General features: G+C 66.1%; 17 protein-coding genes. 13 read left to right on the forward strand and 4 right to left on the reverse strand.

All coding sequences use genetic code 11. The annotated features are described in order from the left end of the window. The first annotated feature begins 25 nt into the window (after nucleotides 1–25). Nucleotides 26–2,785 carry a tetratricopeptide repeat protein gene (locus tag EBB56_RS04300; protein WP_260425284.1) on the forward strand — a complete coding sequence of 920 codons (2,760 nt, stop codon included), beginning with the start codon at nucleotides 26–28 and terminating at the stop codon, nucleotides 2,783–2,785. Between the two features lie 309 nt (nucleotides 2,786–3,094). Next, on the forward strand, nucleotides 3,095–4,123 hold the full coding sequence (gene mgrA, locus EBB56_RS04305; RefSeq protein ID WP_124803047.1) for an L-glyceraldehyde 3-phosphate reductase: 1,029 nt from the start codon (nucleotides 3,095–3,097) through the stop codon (nucleotides 4,121–4,123). 118 nt (nucleotides 4,124–4,241) lie between these two features. Here the strand turns inward: mgrA and EBB56_RS04310 are convergent, their stop codons facing one another. Further along, a complete protein-coding gene (locus EBB56_RS04310) occupies nucleotides 4,242–4,694 on the reverse strand; it encodes a hypothetical protein (RefSeq protein ID WP_045992561.1) in 453 nt (150 codons plus the stop codon). Next, nucleotides 4,694–5,542 carry a tyrosinase family protein gene (locus EBB56_RS04315; RefSeq protein WP_124803049.1) on the reverse strand — a complete coding sequence of 283 codons (849 nt, stop codon included), beginning with the start codon at nucleotides 5,540–5,542 and terminating at the stop codon, nucleotides 4,694–4,696. The genes EBB56_RS04310 and EBB56_RS04315 overlap by 1 nt, the downstream gene beginning before the upstream one ends. A gap of 280 nt (nucleotides 5,543–5,822) precedes the next feature. On the opposite strand from EBB56_RS04315, the gene EBB56_RS04320 reads away from it, so the two are divergent. The 3 genes from EBB56_RS04320 (at nucleotide 5,823) to EBB56_RS04330 (ending at nucleotide 9,132) form a co-directional block, all read left to right on the forward strand. Beyond that, on the forward strand, nucleotides 5,823–6,122 hold the full coding sequence (locus tag EBB56_RS04320; RefSeq protein WP_124803051.1) for a 2OG-Fe(II) oxygenase: 300 nt from the start codon (nucleotides 5,823–5,825) through the stop codon (nucleotides 6,120–6,122). 418 nt (nucleotides 6,123–6,540) lie between these two features. Next, on the forward strand, nucleotides 6,541–7,959 hold the full coding sequence (locus tag EBB56_RS04325; protein ID WP_124803053.1) for a DUF1800 family protein: 1,419 nt from the start codon (nucleotides 6,541–6,543) through the stop codon (nucleotides 7,957–7,959). 33 nt (nucleotides 7,960–7,992) lie between these two features. Continuing rightward, complete coding sequence (locus EBB56_RS04330; protein ID WP_124803055.1) at nucleotides 7,993–9,132, forward strand: DUF1501 domain-containing protein; 1,140 nt, start codon at nucleotides 7,993–7,995, stop codon at nucleotides 9,130–9,132. Between the two features lie 60 nt (nucleotides 9,133–9,192). On the opposite strand, the gene zigA is transcribed toward EBB56_RS04330, so the two are convergent. After that, nucleotides 9,193–10,416, reverse strand: a complete 1,224-nt coding sequence (gene zigA / locus EBB56_RS04335) for a zinc metallochaperone GTPase ZigA (protein ID WP_124803057.1) — start codon at nucleotides 10,414–10,416, stop codon at nucleotides 9,193–9,195. A gap of 115 nt (nucleotides 10,417–10,531) precedes the next feature. On the opposite strand from zigA, the gene EBB56_RS04340 reads away from it, so the two are divergent. Further along, nucleotides 10,532–11,221, forward strand: coding sequence for a DUF1826 domain-containing protein (locus tag EBB56_RS04340; protein WP_124803059.1), 690 nt, complete (start codon nucleotides 10,532–10,534; stop codon nucleotides 11,219–11,221). A gap of 61 nt (nucleotides 11,222–11,282) precedes the next feature. On the opposite strand, the gene EBB56_RS04345 is transcribed toward EBB56_RS04340, so the two are convergent. After that, the gene (locus tag EBB56_RS04345) at nucleotides 11,283–12,554 is read right to left on the reverse strand and encodes an NAD(P)/FAD-dependent oxidoreductase (protein WP_185696383.1); all 1,272 of its coding nucleotides are present in this window, start codon (nucleotides 12,552–12,554) and stop codon (nucleotides 11,283–11,285) included. Nucleotides 12,555–12,707: 153 nt separating this feature from the next. Here EBB56_RS04345 and EBB56_RS04350 point away from each other — a divergent pair, with 153 nt between their 5' ends. The 7 genes from EBB56_RS04350 (at nucleotide 12,708) to EBB56_RS04380 (ending at nucleotide 21,131) form a co-directional block, all read left to right on the forward strand. Further along, nucleotides 12,708–14,159, forward strand: coding sequence for an NAD-dependent succinate-semialdehyde dehydrogenase (locus EBB56_RS04350; RefSeq protein ID WP_124803063.1), 1,452 nt, complete (start codon nucleotides 12,708–12,710; stop codon nucleotides 14,157–14,159). A gap of 263 nt (nucleotides 14,160–14,422) precedes the next feature. After that, nucleotides 14,423–16,606: a bifunctional diguanylate cyclase/phosphodiesterase gene (locus EBB56_RS04355; protein WP_124803065.1), complete on the forward strand. Its 2,184-nt coding sequence runs from the start codon at nucleotides 14,423–14,425 to the stop codon at nucleotides 16,604–16,606. A 106-nt stretch (nucleotides 16,607–16,712) separates the two neighbouring features. After that, nucleotides 16,713–17,309 (forward strand): sigma-70 family RNA polymerase sigma factor, encoded by a 597-nt coding sequence (locus tag EBB56_RS04360; RefSeq protein WP_045992553.1) that lies wholly within the window; start codon nucleotides 16,713–16,715, stop codon nucleotides 17,307–17,309. After that, nucleotides 17,306–18,064, forward strand: a complete 759-nt coding sequence (locus EBB56_RS04365) for an anti-sigma factor domain-containing protein (RefSeq protein WP_045992552.1) — start codon at nucleotides 17,306–17,308, stop codon at nucleotides 18,062–18,064. Before EBB56_RS04360 ends, EBB56_RS04365 begins: the two co-directional genes overlap by 4 nt. A 336-nt stretch (nucleotides 18,065–18,400) precedes the next feature. Further along, nucleotides 18,401–18,856 carry a hypothetical protein gene (locus EBB56_RS04370; protein WP_045992551.1) on the forward strand — a complete coding sequence of 152 codons (456 nt, stop codon included), beginning with the start codon at nucleotides 18,401–18,403 and terminating at the stop codon, nucleotides 18,854–18,856. A 273-nt stretch (nucleotides 18,857–19,129) separates the two neighbouring features. Continuing rightward, nucleotides 19,130–20,062 carry a 4-hydroxyproline epimerase gene (locus EBB56_RS04375; RefSeq protein WP_124803067.1) on the forward strand — a complete coding sequence of 311 codons (933 nt, stop codon included), beginning with the start codon at nucleotides 19,130–19,132 and terminating at the stop codon, nucleotides 20,060–20,062. A gap of 121 nt (nucleotides 20,063–20,183) precedes the next feature. Continuing rightward, nucleotides 20,184–21,131, forward strand: a complete 948-nt coding sequence (locus tag EBB56_RS04380; protein ID WP_124803069.1) for a dihydrodipicolinate synthase family protein — start codon at nucleotides 20,184–20,186, stop codon at nucleotides 21,129–21,131. The last annotated feature ends 4 nt before the right edge of the window (nucleotides 21,132–21,135 follow it).

Genomic DNA, 21,135 nt, shown 5'->3' on the forward strand with positions numbered 1-21,135 from the left:
ACACGATCAACCAGGAGGCCTGCTTATGATGCTCCCCCGTTTTCGCCCCCACACCGCCCAGGGCCAACGCTGGTCCCGGGCCTTTCCGCTCACCGCCTCGGTCGCCGTGGCGCTGTGGCTTGGCGGCTGCGCCGCCCCCGGTACCGAGTTCCAGAGTACCGGCGTCGACCCGCTGCCTGCCGAGTATCAGGACTTCTTCGACAAGGAGCAGCCACGCAACCCCGAATGGATGCATGACAACACCCTGGAAGAGGCGCAGCAGCTCGTCGCTGCCGGCCAGACCCGAGAGGCGATCCTCAAGCTCAAGGGGCTGGCCGCCCAGGACATCCCCAAGGCCTACTACGAACTCGGCAAGATCTGGGATCAGGGCAAGGGCATCCAGGCGGACCCCGCCAAGGCCGCTGCCTACTACGAGGACGCCGTGCGCACGCCGTCCTATATCCTTGGCCACGCATCGCTCAACCTGGCCAAGCTGAGCCTGGAACAGCAGGGTGCGCCCTATCGTCCGGTACTGGCCTACTATCTGCTCGAGCAGGCCATGGAAGAGGAAATCGGCCGTGACGAAGGCGTGGTGATGGCCTCATTGCTGGCCCGCGGCGCCGAAGGCGTCGCGGCGGACCCCCAGCGCGCCCTGGCGCTGTATCGTCAGGCGGCGAACAACGGTAACCCGGATGCCATCCTGGCACTGGCCAACGCCTACGCCGAGGACGGTTGGCTCGACACCGACAAGGCACGCTCGCGCGAGTACGCCGAGCGTTACGCCGAAGGCCTGCGCGAGCGCGCCGGCGGCGGCGATATCAAGGCGATGACCGAACTGGCTGAGCTGTACTCGGCCGACGGCCTGCTGGCCGGCAACGACGATCGCCGCCTGCACTGGCTGACCCAGGCCGCCCAGGCCGGTGACCCCGACGCGGTGGCCAAGGCGGGCCGCGAGATGCTCGACAGCGGCCGCGCCGAACAGGGCGTGACCCTGCTGACCCAGGCGGCCGAGAACGGTGACGTCGACGCCATGGAGCGCCTGGGCCGGATTCTGCTGGAGGGCGACGGTCTCAGGGCACGGCCAATCGAGGCACGCAATTGGCTCGAAAAGGCCATCGACGAGGACTCGGTCGACGCCCGCGTGATCCTGGGTCGCGCCTTGCTGGAAGGCGATGCCCTGCCGGCGGAACCCCAGCGCGGCATCCGCCTGCTCGAGCAGGCCGCCCGACACGACGATCCGCTGGCACTGGCGATGCTCGGCCAGGCCTACCTGGCCGACGAGGTGGTGCCGACCCAGCCGGTGATCGCCGCCCGCTATCTCGAGCGCGGACATGAGCTGGGCCATCCGTTTGCCACCGAACAGCTGGGCGCGCTCTACCTCAGCGGCCGTGGCGTTGCCACCGATCCGGCCCGGGGCGAACGGCTGTTGCGCGAGGCCATCGACCAAGGGCAGAGCGGCGCCCTGCGCACCCTCGGCGAAGCCTATCTGGCCGAGGACGGCCCCCTGCCCTATCAGCCCCGTGAGGCGGAGCGCCTGCTGACCCAGGCGGTGGAAGCCGGCGATACCAGCGCCGCCACCCGCCTGGGCGAGGCCTATCTGACTGGCGAGCTGACCGGCGAGACGACAGGCCCGAATCCCACCCAGGAACCGGGCGGCGACGCCATGGCCGTGGCCGATGGTGCTTCGACCCAGCGAGGAAATTCTCGGGTGGATCACGGACGGCGCCTTCTGGAGAACGCCGCCGAGCAGGGCGACGCCTACGCCATGGTCGTCCTCGGCCGCGCTTACCGCGACGGTACCGGGGTGAGCCGTGACCTCGCCCAGGCCACCGAGTGGCTCGAACGGGCCGAGGCCGCCGGCCATCCCTCCGCCGCCGAGGCGCTGATGCGCACCCAGCGCGATCGCGGCCAGGCCGGTGACATCCAGGCGCTGATCGCCTCTGCCCGTCAGGGCAACGTCAACTCCATGGCGGACCTGGGCCGCGCCTATCGCGACGGCCAGGGCGTCGGACGCAACCTGTCCGAGGCCAGCCGCTGGCTCGAGCGAGCCGCCCGCCAGGGTCATCCAGGCGCCGCCGCCGCGCTTGGCCGCATGTACCTCGACGGTGAAGGCGTCGCCCGCGATCCGGCCAAGGGCGCCGAACTGCTCCAGGTGGCGGTGGCCGGTGGCCACGCCGGCGCGCGTGCTGACCTCGGCGGCATGCTGCTGACCGGGAACGGCGTGGAAGCCGACCCCGAGCGGGGTCGTCGCCTGCTGAGCGAAGCCGCCGAGGCCGGCAACGAGTATGCCGCCCAGACCCTTGGCGAGGCCTACCTCGAAGGCAATGGCGTCAGCGCCGACCCGGCCGAGGCCGAGCGCTGGCTGACCCGGGCCAGCGACGCCGGCAGCCTGTCGGCACGCGCCCTGCTTGGCACCGCCCTGGTGCGAGGCGACCAGAGCCTGGCTCAGGACCCGAGCCGGGGCGAACAGCTGCTGACCAGCGCCGCCGACCAGGGACACGCCGGCGCCCAGGCCAGCCTCGGCCGCGAGTACCTGCGTGGCGAAAACCTCGAGCGGAACACCCGCCAGGGCGCCGACTACCTGCTCAAGGCCGCGCGTCAGGGCCACGAGACCGCGCGGCTGGCGCTGGCCAAGGCCTACCTGGCCGCCAATGGCCTGGAGAACGCCAACCGTGAGCAGGCGCTGGTATGGCTCGACGGGGTCATGGACGGCAACTCCCAGATGGCGTCCCAGACCCTGCACGACCTGCTCTCCGACGAGGCTACCCTGGCCGCCATGCCGGAGACCATGAACGCCGGCGGCTGACCCCTGCCCCCTGACGTCATGCCCCTGGCGTCACGCCCCAGGCGCCATGTGCCCACTAACTGGCACATGGCGCCCTGGGTTACCTCACGGCTTCTCATGCCCGCAGCTTCACCGTCGCCTGAGTCCCCCTGAGTCTTCTCCCGCTCGCCTTTCCAGGCGCTCACCATCTTGCCCGGACTGCGCCCTTGCCTGCGTGCTGCCCGCCTTCACCTGGCTTTTTCGGGGCGGCCCTTTTGGATACCTCGACAAACACAGCTAAAGTGCTGAGACGACAGCCTCGGCGCCCGTGCGCCCTGACAGGAGACCACCATGAGCTATCGTCCCGCCGAAGACCGTTACGAACGCATGCGCTATCACCGCTGCGGTCGCAGTGGCCTCAAGCTGCCCGCCCTGTCCCTCGGGCTGTGGCACAACTTCGGCCACAACGCCCATGAAGACAACGCTCGCGAGATCTGCCGTACCGCCTTCGATCACGGCATTACCCACTTCGACCTGGCCAATAACTATGGCCCGCCGCCTGGCAGCGCCGAGTCCATGTTCGGGCGCATCCTCAAGACCGACTTCGCCGGCCACCGCGATGAACTGATCATCTCCACCAAGGCGGGCTATAACATGTGGCCTGGCCCCTACGGCGAGTGGGGCAGCCGCAAGTATCTGCTGTCGAGCCTCGACCAGAGTCTCAAGCGCCTGGATCTGGACTACGTCGACATCTTCTACTCTCACCGCTTCGATCCCGAGACACCGCTGGAAGAAACCATGGGCGCGCTGGACCAGGCGGTACGCTCGGGCAAGGCGCTCTACGCCGGTATCTCGTCGTACAGCCCTGAGCGCACCCGCGAGGCCGCTCGCCTGCTGCGCGAACTGGGGACCCCCTGCCTGATCCACCAGCCCAGCTACTCGATGATCAACCGCTGGATCGAGGACGACGGGCTGCTCGATGTGCTGGACGATGAAGGCATCGGCTCGATCGTCTTCTCGCCACTGGCCCAGGGCCTTTTGACCGCCAAGTACCTGGGTGGGGTGCCGGACGACAGCCGTCTTGCTCGCGGTGGTGCGATCCGCGAACAGCACCTGTCCGACGACAACCTCGAGCGTGTCAGGGCGCTCAACGCCATCGCCGAGCGGCGTGGCCAGAGTCTGGCGCAGATGGCGATTGCCTGGGTGCTGCGCGGCGGCCGCGTGACCAGCGCCCTGATCGGCGCCAGCCGCCCCGATCAGGTCAGCGACTGCGTCGAGGCCCTGGACAACCTCGACTTCAGCGACGAGGAGCTGGCCGACATCGACCGCTACGCGGTGGATGGTGGGGTCAATCTATGGGCCCAGTCCTCCAAGGCCTAGGGCTTGTCTGAAAAGTGCCTGCGCTCGTCGACTTTTCGGACAGAGCCTCGGCAAGCCAGCTCGGCAAGGCAGAAAGCATCAAGCCTGCCGCGCACACCGAAACTGCGCCTGCGCTCGATCACAAGGTGACCAGTTGCACCCCGCTGCAACACACCAGTGACTTGTCGCCACGATCGGGCCAGGCCTCGCGCGTATAGGCGTAGATCTGGATGTCCAGGGTGCTCTTGCCGGCGTGCAGGTGGCGCTTCAGGGCCTGGGTCACCGGTACCCGCTTGAACGCCGGTGTCATTGGATGGGAAGGCCGGGTATCGAAGCGTCTGAGACCATCCGGGCCATGGCAGTGTCCTGGCGAGCCCCAGCATTCGGCGTGGCCGAACAGCGCAAAGGTGCCGGCATAGCCCCGGCTTTGCGGGGTCACCCTGGCCGGCAGGCGCGCGCTGAAGAAGAGCCAGGCGGTGTAGCTGGGGCGCAGGTGGTGGATGCCATAAAGCTCGACGAAGGCTTCCTCGAACTCATCGGCGCGAAGCGCGCCCAGGTCGAGCCGCGGCAGGCGATAGCGTTGCTCGATCATCAGGCCTCCTCCAGACCGCTGCCGGCCAGGGTCAGGTCCGCCACCGAACGGGCATACTCGTAGCCCAGCGACTGGACATTGAGCACTTCGCCGACGGTCAGGCCGAAGGGTTCCAGCACGATCTCCTCGAGTCCCGGGGGAAAGTTGGTGATGCCGTGGCGCTTCTGCCACAGCGACCAGAGCCGGTCGATCATGCAGTGGTGAGAATAAAAGATCGGATCATAGGCGGCGTAGGTGGTGCTGGCCATGGTCGCACCGACATAGACGTGGAGCTGATCATGCACCGTCTCGATCAGGTCGTTGAACTGCTCGAAGGTGTCCACCCGCTCCACCAGGAAGGCCGCGATCTCGCCCAGCGTCGCCCGGCCATCACCGTTCACGTCGGCCACTGGAAAGGAAAACACCGGCAACAGGCCGCCAGGATTGCGCTCGGTGACCAGGTCCACCGGTTCGGGCACCTGGGGGGGATAAAGCTGGATGCGCGAGGAGTGGAGCGGATTCTCCTCGCCATCGATCAGTGCAACATCGAAGGCCTCGGGAATGCCCTCGCCGCGGGTCCAGTCCCACCAGGGGATCGAGACCTCTTCATCGATATCCTGCAGCGACTGCTCCAGACGATGGAGGTAGGCCCGGTGCCAGGGCAGAAACAGCCTGGCGCTAAGGCTGGTGCGAGGCGAGAACTGATGATGCCAGCACCAGCGCCCCGGGGCGCCATGGATGCCGGCGTAGTGGTAGAAGCCTCGATTATCCTGTCGAGCCTTGGACGCGCCCAGTGCAGCGATGTAGCGGCGCATGTGCACACGCTCGGCAACTTCCACCGGCAGGCGATACATCATCTGACCCGACATGCTTCCCCCTTGCCGTCGCTGTCGACGGCAGTCCCGGGCGCCGAAGGACGGTTATCCCCGGCTCGTTTCAGCCTAGTTCAGTCCCCCGGGCTCGGCCACGCCGCCGTTCGCCCTCATTACCGGCCAGCCAGCCGGCTCGGCTCGCCCCCAGGACATCGCCCTGATGGTCCCAGCCTGCACGGAGCGACCGCCCGTTATTGAGCAATTGCTCAAAATGCGTTTGAATGGCGGCCACCCACGACATCACCGATGTCGTCCCGCGCCCTTCCAAGGAGTCCCCATGGCAAGCGTCACCAATCGAACCCTGCTGGATCTGGGGCGGCTGACCGCCAACCTGGTCACCTACCCCGAAGGCCACAGCGTCTATCGCCACAACGACCCCATGGGTGGCGGCCGCTACTACAAGCTGAACCTGATCCTGAAGGCCCCTCGGGCCGGCGGGGTATTCGAGACCGAAAAGGTGATCTTCAACCTGTTCGACCGGGTGATCCTGTTTCGTCCCGACCTCTACCAGCACAGCGTCTCGAAGATCGAAAAGGGCAAGCGGGTGTTGTTGAGTATTGCCCTGCACACGCCCTGAGCCTATGGCTTTGTATGAAAAGTGCCTGCGCTCGGTAATACGGCGTTAAAAATCACACCAACATGCTCATTTACATCTCGTAAACTGCGCTGTCTCACCGATTTTTGCCTTGTCTGACCATCGCTCGTCGACTTTTCGCCATCCACCTTGCGCCGTCGCCGAAGACTCTGACCTGAGACGTTGGCGTTGGCGTTGGCGCGACACGCCTATCGAAAATGCACGAAAGGTGCGCCTTAGGCCGGTGCAAGCGTAGCCCTGGCCTCGGACCTGGGCCTGCTCGATCATCTCCCCCTACTCGGCTGAACTCCCCCGCCACCTACCGGCCAAACTGTTGGCGATCCCCGGCGCCTCACCCCAGGGCCGGCCCCCGGCATCCTGCCCCAGGCTTCGTCAGCCATGCCAACAGGAGGCGTCAGCTTTGACAACCACCCTCGTTCAGGCGGAAATCGCCGCCAATCGCTTTGGCCTCGGCGCGGGGCCAGGTGAGCTTGCCGAGATCGCCAAGGACCCCCAGGGCTGGGTGCTGGCGCAGATCGACGAGGCCGAACGAGCGCCACTGATCGATCCTCTCGCCGCCCTGCCATCCACCATCACCTACCTGGAGCGCTTTGATCGCTTTCGCCGAGACCACGCGGCCGCCCGTCGACGCATGAGCGAGGCCGCCGCCAATGACAAGCCCACACAGAGCCTGCCGACCCTGCTCGAGCGTTTTGGCGCGATGAAACAGGCCGAGATCCAGGCCAGGGGGCGCCAGCAGTGTCTGAGTCCGTTTCCGGTACTCGAGCGCTGGGTGATGTTCTGGAGCAACCACTTCACCGTGTCCGCCGACCGCGGCGGCGTACAGTTGCTGCCCGGGGCCTTCGAGCGCGAGGCCATCCGGCCCTATGTGTCGGGTAGCTTTTCGGCCATGCTGCTGGGCGTCGAGCAGCATCCGGCCATGCTGCTCTATCTCGACAATGCAGCGTCGGTGGGCCCCGATTCGCCGCTGGCCAGAAGTGCCAGAGCCTCTGCGGGGCGGCTCGGGCTCAACGAGAACCTGGCGCGGGAAATCTTGGAGCTGCATACCCTCGGCGTCGACGGCCCCTATCAACAGCAGGACGTGATCGAACTGGCCAGGGCCATCACCGGATGGCGGACACGGCTAGAACTGCCGCCATCGACTGAGGCGCCGGCCCTTGGGCCCTACGGCAGCCTGTTTCATGGCGCGGCCCATCAAGGCGGCGAGCGAGAACTGCTGGGGCGGCGCTTCGCTGCAGGCGGGGCCAGGCAGGGGCGTGACATGCTGCGCTTTGTGGCCGGCCAGGAGGCCACCGCAACCTTTGTCGCCACCAAGCTTGCCCGTCACTTTGTCGCCGACGACCCACCCGGTGAGCTGGTATCGGCCTTGGCCTCCACCTTCCAGCGCGAGAACGGTCGCCTGTCGACGCTGTTTCGCACCCTGTTCAGCCACCCCCAGGCGTGGCAGCCGCAAGCGCTCAAGTTTCGCCGTCCGCAGGAATATCTCGTCGCGCTCTATCGCGCCCTGGGCAAGGCACCCTCGCCCGATGGCAGTGACTGGGGCCAGCAGCTTCGACTGCTGGGGCAGCCACCTTTTCTCGCCGGCGCCCCGGCCGGATGGAGCGATGATGCCAACGACTGGATCGGTGCCGACGCCTTGAACAAGCGACTGCTGGTGGCCCAGCGCCACGCCGGTGACGCCAGCGGCGAAGCCATGGAGCTGGCCCAACAGAGCCTGGGCCCTCGCCTGCGTGAAGCCACCGCCGTGGCGCTCAGTCAGGCGCCCCGCAACCAGGCGCTCGCCATGGTGCTGGCAAGCCCCGAGTTTCAGTGGCGCTGAGCGCCGTCGCGACACCACCCAATGGAATCCGCCATGTTCAACCGACGCGAGTTTCTCAAGGCACTGGGCGCAGGCACCAGCCTGCTGCTGTGGCCCTCGCTGGCTGCGGCCGACTCCCCGCTCGGCAAGCGCCGCCTGGTCGTCGTACTGCTGCGCGGTGCCCTCGATGGCCTCGCCGCCGTCCCCTGCGACAGCGACCCCGCCTACCAGCGCTTGCGCGGTAGTCTGGCATCGCAGGAAGGAGTCGTTGCACCACGACTGGACGGGACCTTTTCGCTGCATCCGTCACTGGCCTTCTGCCACCGTCTCTACCAGGCCGGCGACTTCGCCGTGGTTCACGCCTGCGGACTGCCCTATCAGGGACGCTCGCACTTCGACGCCCAGGAGTGCCTGGAAAACGGCACCGCCACCCCCACAGGAAGCCGCACCGGCTGGCTGAACCGTGCGGTGGGCAGCCTCGGCGATACCCAGGGACTGGGCCTCACCTCCTCGCGCCCGTTGTTGATCCGTGGGCCGGCCCCCTTCGCCACCTGGTCGCCGTCGGCGCACGGCACCACCCAGCCGTCACTGGCCCAGCGGGTCGCCGCGCTCTATCGACAGGATCCCCGGTTGGGCCCGGTGTTCGAGCGCGCCCTGGCGATGCAGCAGATGGCCCCCACCGATATCGACAGCGGTGGCCTCCTGAAGGACACCCTGGCGGCGGCAGCACAGTTCCTGGCCGCCGCGGATGGCCCCCAGATTGCCATGGTGGAAGACGACGGCTGGGACACCCACGCTCGCCAGAATGCGGTGCTGTCACGCAAGCTTGAACAGCTGGATGGCGGGCTTGCGGCGCTGCACGGCAAGCTCGGCGAACGCTGGCAGCACACCGCCGTAGTGGTCATCACCGAGTTTGGCCGCACGGTGGCCGTCAACGGCACCGGCGGCACCGATCATGGCACCGCCAGTTGCATCCTGTTGGCCGGTGGCGCCATTCGAGGGGGGCGCGTCCACGGCCAGTGGCCGGGGCTCGCCCGGCTGCGTGACGACCGTGATCTGATCGCCGCCCAGGACACCCGTGCCGTCCTCAAGGGTGTGCTGCGCGACCACCTTGGCCTCGACCTCGATCCCCTGGCCGAGCAGGTCTTTCCCGACAGTCGGCAGGTGGGCCCTCTAGCTGGCCTGATTGGCTGAGCGGATGGCCTGATCGGACAGCCTGGGCTGACTCACTGAGCCAGCGTCGATAGCCTGGTTTTACCAGGACGGGAAAGGGTCATCCGAGTCGACCCAGGCGTCCATGCCGAGGGCCAGCTCCGATTCGCTCAGCAGGCACTCATCCAGGGCCTGGCGAATGCGCTGCTCCGCCAGGTTCTGGCCGATGAACACCAGTTCCTGGCGCATATCACCGAAGGGCTCCTGCCATTTGGCCAGAATCGCCTCGCGATACTCCGGGTCCTCGGGCCACTGCTCCTCGGGTACCGCCCGCCAGAAGCGACCCGCCAGGCCGTGGTGAGCGATGCCTCCCGCCTGACTCCACTGACCGGCGAACTGAGGACGGCTGGCAAGCCAGAAGAACCCCTTGGAGCGCAGCAAGGTGCCACCGAACCAGTCGCCATGCAGCAGTTCATGAAACCTGCGCGGATGGAAGGGGCGGCGCGCCTCATAGGCAAAACTCGAGATACCGTACTCCTCGGTTTCCGGCACATGCTCACCGCGCAGCTCCTTGAGCCAGCCCGGCGCCCGCTGGGCCCGCTCGAAGCTGAAGTGTCCGGTATCCAGCACCCGCGACAGCGCCACCTCGCCCTGGACCATAGGAACGATGTCGGCCTCGGGATTGAGGGCGCGCAGTACCGCCTCGACCTCCGCCAGTTGCTGCGCCGAGATCAGGTCGCACTTACTGATCGCCAGCACATCGCAGAACTCGATCTGGTCCACCAGCAGGTCCGCAACATTGCGCTCATCGTCCTCGCCCAGCGACTCCCCTGCCTCCTTGAGGGAGCGGGCTTCAGCGTACTGGCTCAGAAAATTGGCGCCATCGACCACGGTGACCAGGGTATCGAGTCTGGCGATCTCGGACAGGCACTGACCGTCCTCATCGGCGAAGGTAAAGGTCTCCGCCACCGGCAGGGGTTCAGAGATCCCGGTGGATTCGATCACCAGGCTGTCGAAGCGCCCCTCCTCGGCCAGCCTGCGGACCTCGATCAACAGGTCCTCGCGCAGGGTGCAGCAGATACAGCCGTTGCTCATCTCCACCAGGCGCTCTTCGGCGCGGTTCAGCGTGACCCGGTCCTCCAGCTCGTCTGATGCCCCTGGCCCACCGCGCACCAGAGCGGCGTCGATATTGACCTCGCTCATGTCGTTGACGATGACCGCGACCCGACGCCCCTGGCGATTGGCCAGAAGGTGATTCAGCAAGGTGGTCTTGCCGGCTCCCAGAAAGCCTGACAGTACCGTGACCGGCAACCTGGCATCATTCATGAACCTGTTCTCCCCATGTGCTCTCGCCAAGGAAAGCCCCTCTCTGCACGAGGCGCTTTCCTTGTTTTAAATGTTACGTTATAACATTGTAAACACATCCCATGGAGACGCCAAGATGTCGCTGTCCAGCTCACTGTCCACCTGCGTCGACGGAGACGCCCCGACCGCGTCTTGCGAGTCGCAGCCAAGTGTCCACTGGGCCCAGGGTATCGATGCCTCGATCCTGCCGCGCATCTTCGAGCAAGGCATCACCATCGCGGTGATGCAGCGCGCGCTGTCCCCCAGCCTGGAACACAGCATCCAGGCACAGTGCGATACCGAGCGTCGCTGGAGTTTTCAGTGGCTGGGAGTTCCCGACGCCGCCATGAAGCGAGAACTCCGGCGCAGCATGCCCGCCCCGGAGCAAGCCTGCCCCCTGGTAGACGACGTCGTGCTGTTGACCCAGGCCATGGCGATGCTGTTCGACACCGACACTCTGGGAATACGGCTGCGCCTGCTGGACAGCGCCATGTGTCCACGCTTTCACTGCGACAAGTTGCCGGTGCGACTGGTCACCAGCTATCGGGGGCCGGGCAGCGAATGGCTGCCCGAGTCTGCGGTCAATCGCGCCGGGCTCGGCGCACCCTCGCCGGACAAGCCCGAGACGCTTCGCCAGGCCCATGCCATTCAGCGGCTGGGCACCGGCGACCTGGCACTGTTGAAGGGAGACGGCTGGAGCGGCAACGAGGGCCGCGGACTGGTACATCGCAGCCCGGCGCAGCAGGCAGGGGAGACGCGCCTTTTGTTGACCATCGATCCGAGCTGAGTCGAGCGGCCGCCGACGCCTTGCCAGGGGCGTGGCGGCCGCCGGCGCACGCAACGCGTGGTCAGTGGATCTTCAGGCGTGGCCCGACCGAGCGGCCGAGGACGTCGCTCAGCGCCTCGGCGGTACCCTTGAGCGGCCCCAGCAGGATGAACTGGTGCTGGCGCTGCAGTCCCTGGTAGGCCGCCCGCGCGAGTCGCCCGCGCAACTGGACGTCATCGGCGAACCAGCCTTTCACTTCGCCGACGCTGCCGGCCTCACCCAGCGACAGCAGGGTACCCTTGTCCTCGTAGACGAAGGGCGCCGGCGTTTCCCCCGCGAGAAAACGCGGCAACTCCTTGGCCAGATGTTCTGCCTGCTCGCTGGCCGCCTGGGCGGTGGGAGGTGCGGGCTCGTCGTCGATAACCGAGCAGTCACCCAGCACAAAGACGTGATCACTGTCGACACTCTGCAGGGTCGGCTTCACCCGCCACTGGCGCTTCTTGTTGGTCGCCAGCGCGTCGATCGAGTCGGCCACCGGCGGCCCCACGCGGCCGGCCGCCCAGATGGTCAGGTCCGCCGGAAACTCGTCGCCGCCATCGGTGGTAAGACGGTCGCGATCGACGCGACTGACCTGTTGTTCGGTATGAATGTCGATGCCGACATTCAAAAGGCGCTTGCGGATGGACTGGCGCACCTCATCCTCCATGCCCGGCATGAAGGTATCGGTCGCCTCCAGCAGGGTCACCTTGACCCTGGGCTGGCACTCTCGTGGGGCCACACTCGAGGCCCGCGCCTCGGTGGCCAGCAGCCCTGCCAGTTCCACCCCGGTGGCCCCTGAACCGACGATGGCGATATGGAAGGGATCACTGCGCTGCCCGGCGCGATGCGCCAGCAGCCCCGTCGAGAAGCGCTCGAAAAGTCGCTCGGCGTCGGCCTCGCTGTCGAGCATCAGGGCATGCTCGAGCACGCCCTCCACGCCCATGTCCGGGGTCACCCCGCCAATCGCCAGCACCACCGCCTGGTAGCCGATGCAGCGACCGGGCACCCTCACCCGACCGTCGTCTTCGGGCCACTCGGCCAGGGTCAGGGTACGCGCCTCGGGATCGATGTCCGCGAGTTCACCGCGCTCGAAGCCAAACCCCCAGTGCTCGGCGAGTCCTGCGTAGTCCAGCTCATCGACCTCGCCACGCCGAAAACCGGCGGCAAGCTCATGCAACCGCGGTTTCCACACATGGGTGGCGCTACGGTCGATCAGCAATACGTCCTTGTGGCTTGCCTTGGCCAGCCGGATGGCAAGCTCGAGGCCGCCGGCACCACCACCTACGATCACCACGCCTTCACTGCGAACGTTCATGGGACCTCCTGTCATCGCCCCTGCGGGGGATCCACAGGGACGTCCGGTGTCGATTCGTCCCCACCCTACCACTCCGTGCCCGGCTTGAGGACATGCTCGTTGCAGCGTAGTTTGGGGAGGTCGGAAACGGAACTTCTTCAGGAGATTGCCCCTATGCACACCCCTGAGAACCAGCTGATGACTGACCATGCCTATCTTGGCGGACGTTGGGTCGAGGCCAGTGACGGCAAGACCCGGGAGGTCGAAGACCCGGCCACCGAAAAGACCATCGGCAAGGTGCCCCAGCTGACCGAGGACCAGTTGGGCGAGGCCATCGATGCCGCCAGTCAGGCCTTCGAGCGCTGGCGTGACACCCCCGCCCTGGAGCGCGCCGACGCGCTGATGGCCTGGTACCAGGCGATGCAGGACAACGCCGAGGCGCTGGCCCGCCTGATGACCCTGGAGCAAGGCAAGCCCCTGGCCGAGGCCCGTGGCGAGGTCGATTACGCCGCCAGCTTCCTGCGCTGGTTTGCCGGCCAGGCGCGACGCATCGCCGGTGATACCCTGGCCTCGGATGACCCCGACATCTCGCTTGGCACGCTGCGCCAGCCGGTCGGCGTGGTGGCCATCATTACCCCCTGGAACTTCCCGCTGGCGATGATTACCCGCAAGGTCGGGGCCGCGCTGGCGGCGGGCTGCACCACCCTGGTCAATCCAGCAAGCCAGACCCCTTTCTGCGCACTTGCCCTGGCCAGACTGGCCGAACAGGCCGGGCTCAACCGGGGCGAGTTCAATGTCCTCACCTGCCCTGGCAAGCGCTTTTCCGAAAAGGTCTGTGACGACAATCGCGTTCGCGCGCTGTCGTTCACCGGCTCCACCGAGGTCGGCCGGACGCTGCTGGCTCAGGCCGCCGACACGGTCAAGCGCAGCGCCATGGAGCTGGGGGGCAACGCCCCTTTCATCGTCTGCGAGGACGCCGACCTGGACGCCGCCGTGGAAGGCGCCATCGCCGCCCGCTTCCAGACCAGCGGCCAGGACTGCGTGGCGGCCAACCGCCTGTTCGTCCACCGTTCTCTCTACGACACCTTCATCGAGCGCTTCACCCAGCGCATGAATGACATGCCGGTGGGCAACGGCTTCGATGAGGACAGCAAGATCGGCCCGCTGATCAACCGCGACGCGGTGGCCAAGGCCCGCGAACTGGTCGAGGACGCCAGATCCCGGGGGGCGCGCGTGCTCGGTCGCGGCCAGGACCAGGCCCCAGGGCCACGCTTCTTCATGCCGACCCTGGTGGCCGGCTTCACCGATGATATGCGCATCGCCAGTGAAGAATCCTTCGCGCCCCTCGCCCCGGTGCGCGCCTTCGACAGCGATGACGAGGCCATCGCCGCTGCCAACGACACGGTCTACGGTCTGGCCGCCTACGTCTATGCCAAGGACCAGCACCGCATCCGTCGCTACCAGCAACGTCTGGAAGTCGGCATGGTGGGTACCAACACCATGGATATCACCGGGCCCCAGGTCCCCTTTGGCGGCGTCAAGCAGTCCGGCCTCGGTCGTGAAGGCGGCCTCGAGGGCATGGAGGAATACCTCGAGACCAAGTACCTGTGCACCGCCCATGGCTAGCGTGTACACACCCTGAGTCCCCCGGGAGAAGCGCAGCCTTCTCCCGGGGAGCACGGTTATCTTCTGCTACCCCGTCCCGCCGAGGATACCCGGCAGGGCCTGCGGCGCCCCCACCGACCCACAGATCCCCCTCCAGACTCCGTCAGAAACTTAAGAAAAGCTGGCTTTTCAGGAGATTGCCTCACCTCCTGCACAAGGCTGAGGGTAAAGTGAATGCGACACCTGGCCGATACTAATACTTTACCCTCAAGGATCTCACCTGCATGGACCACTCGCTTGCGTCCTACAACCCGGCACTGGTCGCCCTGAGCCTTGGCATCGCCGCCATCGCTTCGCTCACTGCCCTCGATCTCGCCGGACGCGTCAGAGCGAGCCAGGGCCTTGCCCGCCACCTGTGGCTTGCCGGCGGTGCCTTCGCCATGGGCACCGGCATCTGGTCGATGCACTTCGTCGGCATGCTGGCCATGGACCCCGACTCGCACTTCGCCTACGGGATCCCCCTTACCCTGGCGTCCCTGCTGGCGAGCCTTCTCGCTTCCGCCTTGGCACTGGCAACAGTGCAGTCAGGCCACCTCACCGGTCCTCGACTGGCCGTCGGCGCGCTGATCATGGGTAGCGGCGTCTGCCTGATGCACTACATCGGTATGGAGGCCATGCTGTCGGTAGACAGCCTGCGCTACCGACCGGACCTGTTTGCCCTATCCGTAGTCATCGCCGTGCTGGCCTCGGCGGTCGCCCTCAGCCTGGCCTTTCGACTCAACCCGGTGGGGGGACGCTCCCCGCTGTGGCAACGTGGCCTGGCCTCGCTGGTCATGGCCGCAGGCATTTCGGGCATGCACTACACCGGCATGGCCGCCACCAGCTACCGCACCCTGAGCTACTCGGCCTCGGCCCCGGGCATAGGCACCGACCAGCTGGCCATCGTGGTGGCGCTGATCGCCACCTGCATCATGCTGGCAGCGTTGATGATGTCGATCTACGACGCCCATCTGTCCTCGCGCAATGCTCAGCTGGCACGTTCGCTACAACAGGCCAATCAGGAGCTCAAGGACCTGGTCCATCATGACGTCCTGACCCAACTGCCCAACCGACTGAAGCTCGAGGAGCACCTCGATGAACTGCTCGAGGACGACATCGATACCTTCGCGGTGTTCTTCGTCGACCTGGACCGCTTCAAGCAGGTCAATGACGGCCTCGGCCACCATGTGGGTGACGAGTTGATCAAGGGCGCGGCCCGACGCCTGCAGATGGCGGTGCGCGACAGCGACCTGGTCGCACGGGTGGGCGGCGACGAATTCATGGTGGTCACCCATCAGGTTGCCAGGCGCGGCGACGCTGAAGCGCTGGCCCAGCGCATCGTCAGTTCGCTGGACAAGCCCTTCCAGATCGGCAACAGCATGGTCAAGGTCTCCACCAGCCTGGGCATCAGCCTTTACCCCGACCACGGGCGCAGCAAGCATGCCCTGATGGTCCACGCCGACGCCGCCATGTATCGCGCCAAGCAGCAGGGACGCAACAACTTCCAGTTCTTCGCCTTGGACATGACCTCCGAGGCGGACCGTCGCAGTACCCTCGAGCGACGCCTGACCCAGGCCATCGAGGAGGATCGCCTGAGCCTGGCCTATCAACCGAAGATCCGCGTCGACAGCGGTGAGGTCTCTGGCGTCGAAGCGCTGCTGCGGTGGCACGATGAGGAACTCGGCCAGGTCACTCCTGACGAGATCATTCCCGTCGCCGAAGACTGTGGCCTGATCCTTCCCCTGGGCGCATGGGTGCTACGCACCGCCTGCCGGTTTTCGAGCGAGTGGCTCAAGGAGTCCGGCGAGCCATTGCCGGTGGCGGTCAACATCTCGGCCATTCAGCTCAATCATCGCGGCTTCGTGGCCACCATCGAGGCTGCGCTTGCCGAATCGGAGCTTCCCCCTCACCTGCTGGAACTCGAACTGACCGAAAGCACCCTGGTACAGAACCCTGATCGCGCCCTGGAAGTACTGAGTACCCTGCGCAACATGGGTGTGCTGCTGTCCATCGATGATTTCGGCACCGGCTATTCCAACTTGACCCAGTTGAAGTATCTGCCCGTGGACCGTCTGAAGATCGACCGCACTTTCATGCAAGGCGTGGTCGATTGCGAACAGGACGCGGCCATCGTCCAGGCGGTGATCTCGCTGGCCAGGTGCCTGGGGCTTCATATCATCGCAGAAGGTGTCGAGAGCGAAGAACAGCTGGCCTTTATCCGCCAGCTGCAGGGCCACGAGTACCAGGGCTACCTGTTCAGCAAACCGGTCCCGGCCGAAGAGCTCAAGGCACTGTTGGCCAAGGGTCACCTCGTGTCAGCGGCCGCAGCGGAACCCCGACACGTCACCCGGGATACGCCGGTGCGCGAGGCCCGCCTATCCGGGCTCGAGCCTGAAGGCAGACCTTCCCACCCCACTGGCATCGTCTAAACGGCAGCCCGATACCGTCGATACAGGCTGCTTGACCTTGCCGGTCAGGCAGCGTCACCCTTCAGCCACCACGACAACAACACTCCGCAGCTCAGAGATCGCCGCCATGTCCAATGCCTTTCGCGCCCCGCCCCCGGCGCACCAGGAATCCCCGCCGCTGTCCTCCCCGGAGCGGCTGGTTCATCTGCTGTCCAGAGTCGCCGACAAGGACCGGGAGGCCTTCGCCGAGTTGTACGAGGCCAGCGTGGCGAAACTCTTCGGCACGGTGTTACGTATCTTGAAGCAGCAGGCCTGGGCCAACGATGTCATCCAGGAGGTCTACGTGACCATCTGGCAGAAGGCCGGACGCTTCGAGAGCGAGCGCGCCTCCGCCATCACCTGGATGGTGACCATCGCCCGCAATGCGGCCATCGACGAGCTACGCAAGGCACCGACACGGCCCACCGAGAGCGACAGTATCCTCGAGAACTGGGTCGCCGAGACGCCCTCCGCCTACGATCAGCGTCACCAGGACGAGACGTCGACACAGCTGACGTTGTGCCTTGATGAACTGGAAGAGAGCCGGCAGCAAATGGTGCGCCTGGCCTATCTGGAGGGCTGGTCGCGGGCCGAACTGGCAAGCCACTTCGACCAGCCGGTCAATACCGTCAAGACCTGGCTGCATCGTGCACTGAAACAACTCAAGGGGTGCCTGGGATCATGAGCGACCGCGACGACAAGGACATGCTGGCCGCCGAGTTCGTGCTGGGCACCCTGGATCGTGACGAGCGCGACAGGGTGCGCCGCCAGCGTCAACACGACAGCGAACTCGAGCAGCGTATCGGTGAATGGGAGAGCCGACTGGCGCCTCTGGCCGACGAGATCCAGGACCTCACCCCGGGCCCGGACCTGTTGCCGCTTATCCAGCAACGCATCAAGGCCATCGAGGACGCCGCGCGTGGCGATACGGCGCCCAACGCCCCCCCGAGCACCGCCAGCGTCACGCCGCTGCACCGCCGCCTGGCCTTCTGGAAGGCCGCCACCGGCCTGTCCAGCGCCGCGGCGGTCATCCTGGCGGCGGTGCTGCTGGCACAGCCGTCGCCGTCCACCAGTGAGTCCAACTTTGTGGCGGTGTTCCAGCAGGACGATCGCCAGCCCGCCTTCATGCTCAGCGTCAACCTGGAGCAGCGCCGCCTGCATGTCCGCCCGGTCAGCGCCGAACCTCTGCCCGACCGCTCCTATCAACTTTGGATCAAGCATGATGATCTGGGCTCCGCTCCCCGGTCCGTCGGTGTACTCGACGATGACCTGAGCCTCGACCAGGCCGCCCTGCGCGACTACGAACCTGAATTGCTGAAGCATGCCACCTTTGGCATCAGCGTCGAGCCTCCGGGTGGCTCGCCCACCGGCCAGCCTACCGGCCCCGCTATCCACGGCTACCTGTACCCCACCGAGCCCAGCGGCGGCCAGCGTCTCTGAGAATTTCAGTCCTCACTGAAACCTTTTCGCCTCCCCTGCGTAGCTAGTCGATGACCCCGCCACCGGCAACGGCCGATGGCGGGGTCATCGTGGCGGGCATGCGTTTCGACACCCTCGAGGCGTACGCCCCGCACCACGACTTCCCTGCTTGGCCACTCGTTCGAGTGGCCTTTTTTATCTGGACGTCGGCTCTCGCCTTGGCGTCAGGGCACAACATTTTTTTTCGATGACCTGAAACCCACCGTGGCATCGGCACGTAGCTGTTATCAACTCGGCAGCCATCCTGTCGTGGAGCACCTTCGGCAAGCCAATCAGCAACACCAGGAGACCATCACCATGTTCAAGCCATTGGCAGCACGTACCCTCATCACCTCAGCCCTCCTCGTCGGCGCGGCCACCCTGGCCACCGGCGCCCAGGCCGCCCACCATGGAGAGATGGACGAAGCCGGCCATCTCGGCGTCTGGGCCGAAGATCAGTCGGTGGAGAGCGGCACCGTCACCGCCGATCGCATCGTCGCCGAGAACAACGGTTGGCTGGTCGTCCACCGTACCGACGAAAGCCACAAACCAGGGCGCGTTGTCGGTCACGCCCCGCTCAAGGCCGGTGAGAACACCGATATCGCGGCCATCCTGACTGAAGAGGTCAGCAGCGGCGAACATCTGATGCTGATGCTCCACGGCGAGGACGGCGGCATGCAGACCGGCATCTTCGAATACACCCTGGGCGCCAGCGAAGACGGCCCGGTCAAGGTCGACGGCAACCTGGTGATGAGCGTGATCACCGCTCAATGACACCAGCCCCCTCCTTTTGACGACTTGGCGAGGGCCCTGCCCCTCGCCTTTTTTGTGCCTGCTGCTCGCCCTTCGTACCCCACCGCTGTCCTTCCGCGCCGGCCTCCCGGTCTTTCCTGTGCCTGCCGCTCTTCCTGCTCGCGCCAGCCCCCGCAAAGAATCCTCTTTGATGACTTCACAACGCCTCTTGAAGATTGTATAAAATATAAAACCTGATCAACGACGCCCAGATGATCGTCGATCACCACAACCGACAACAAACCGGGGTACTCCATGCAACGCGTACACGTCATCGATTCCCACAGCGCCGGCGAGCCCACGCGCCTGGTCATGGACGGCTTTCCGACGCTTGCCGGCGCCACCATGGCCGAGAAACGCGACTGTCTGCGCGACCGACACGACCACTGGCGCCGCGCGGTGATGCTGGAGCCCCGCGGCCACGACGTGCTGGTCGGCGCACTCTACTGTGAGCCGGTATCTCCGGACGCAACCTGCGGGGTGATCTTCTTCAACAACGCCGGCTACCTGGGCATGTGCGGCCACGGCACCATCGGCCTGGTCGCCTCGCTGCATCACTTGGGCCACCTCAGCCCCGGCGACCACCGCATCGACACGCCGGTGGGCCAGGTCGAGGCGACCTTGCATGCCGACGGTGCCGTGACCGTACGCAACGTCCCCTCCTACCGCTACCGCCGGCAGGTCGCGGTGGAAGTGCCCGGCCACGGCATGGTCCATGGCGACATTGCCTGGGGCGGCAACTGGTTCTTTCTGGTCAGCGACCATGGCCAGCGCATCGCCCTGGACAATGTGGAGACCTTGACCGGCTACACCTGGGCCATTCGTCAGGCGCTTGCAGGCCAGGGCATCACCGGCGATGACGGTGGCGAAATCGACCACATCGAGCTGTTCGCCGATGACGACGAGGCCGACAGCCGCAACTTCGTGCTGTGCCCCGGCAAAGCCTACGACCGATCCCCCTGCGGTACCGGCACCAGCGCCAAGCTGGCGTGCCTGGCCGCCGACGGCAAGCTCGCTCCCGGCGAACGCTGGCGCCAGGCCAGCGTCTGCGGCGGCCTGTTCGAGGCGAGCTATGAATGGCAGGGCGATCAGATTCGCCCCAGCATCACCGGACGCGCCTTCATGAGCGCCGACAGCACCCTGCTGATCGACGAGCAAGACCCCTTCGCCTGGGGCATCGGCGGCTGAAGCCCCAGCGGCTGGCGCCCCAGTACCCGACGACGGCCATTGACGTTTTTACCCACCGGCGGCTGCCCAAGAAGGGCGGCGCCTCCCTGACCCGTGACATCGTCCCACTCAAGGACCCGACATGAACGACAATATCTTCACCGGCTGCATCCCCGCCCTGATGACCCCGTGCACCAAGGACCGCCAGCCCGACTTCGACGCCCTGGTCGCCAAGGGCCGTGAACTGATCGAGGCCGGCATGAGCGGCGTGGTCTACTGTGGCTCCATGGGCGACTGGCCGCTGCTGACCGAGGCCCAGCGCCAGGAAGGCGTCGCCCGCCTGGTGGAAGCCGGCATCCCCACCATCGTCGGCACCGGCGCGGTCAATTCCCGCGAAGCGGTATCCCACGCGGCCCACGCCGCCAAGGTCGGCGCCCATGGCCTCATGGTGATTCCCCGGGTGCTGTCTCGCGGCACCTCGTTGACCGCCCAGAAGGCACACTTCGCCGCGATCCTGGACGCCGCGCCGGACCTCCCCGCGGTCATCTACAACAGCCCCTACTATGGCTTTGCCACCCGCGCCGACCTGTTCTTCGAATTGCGTCGCCAGCATCCCAACCTGATCGGCTTCAAGGAATTCGGTGGCGCCGATGACCTGCGCTACGCCGCCGAGCACATCACCTCCCAGGATGATCAGGTCACCCTGATGGTCGGCGTCGACACCACCGTCTTCCATGGCTTCGTCAACTGCGGCGCCACCGGCGCCATCACCGGCATCGGTAATGCTCTGCCCCACGAGGTGCTGACGCTGGTGGCCCTCAGCAAGAAGGCTGCCAAGGGCGATGTCGAGGCCCGCCGCCGGGCCCAGGAACTCGAGCAGGCCCTGGGAGTGCTGTCCTCCTTCGATGAAGGTGCCGACCTGGTGCTCTACTACAAGCACCTGATGGTGCTCAACGGTGACGAAGAGTATCGCCTGCACTTCAACGAGAGCGACGCCCTCAGTGATGCCCAGCGTCGCTACGTCGAGACCCAGTACGACCTCTTCCGCACCTGGTACGCCGGCTGGTCAGCCTCGCTCGACCTGTCCTGAAGCC

The sequence above is a fragment of the Halomonas sp. YLB-10 genome (assembly GCF_003856855.1).
Classification (GTDB): domain Bacteria; phylum Pseudomonadota; class Gammaproteobacteria; order Pseudomonadales; family Halomonadaceae; genus Halomonas; species Halomonas litopenaei.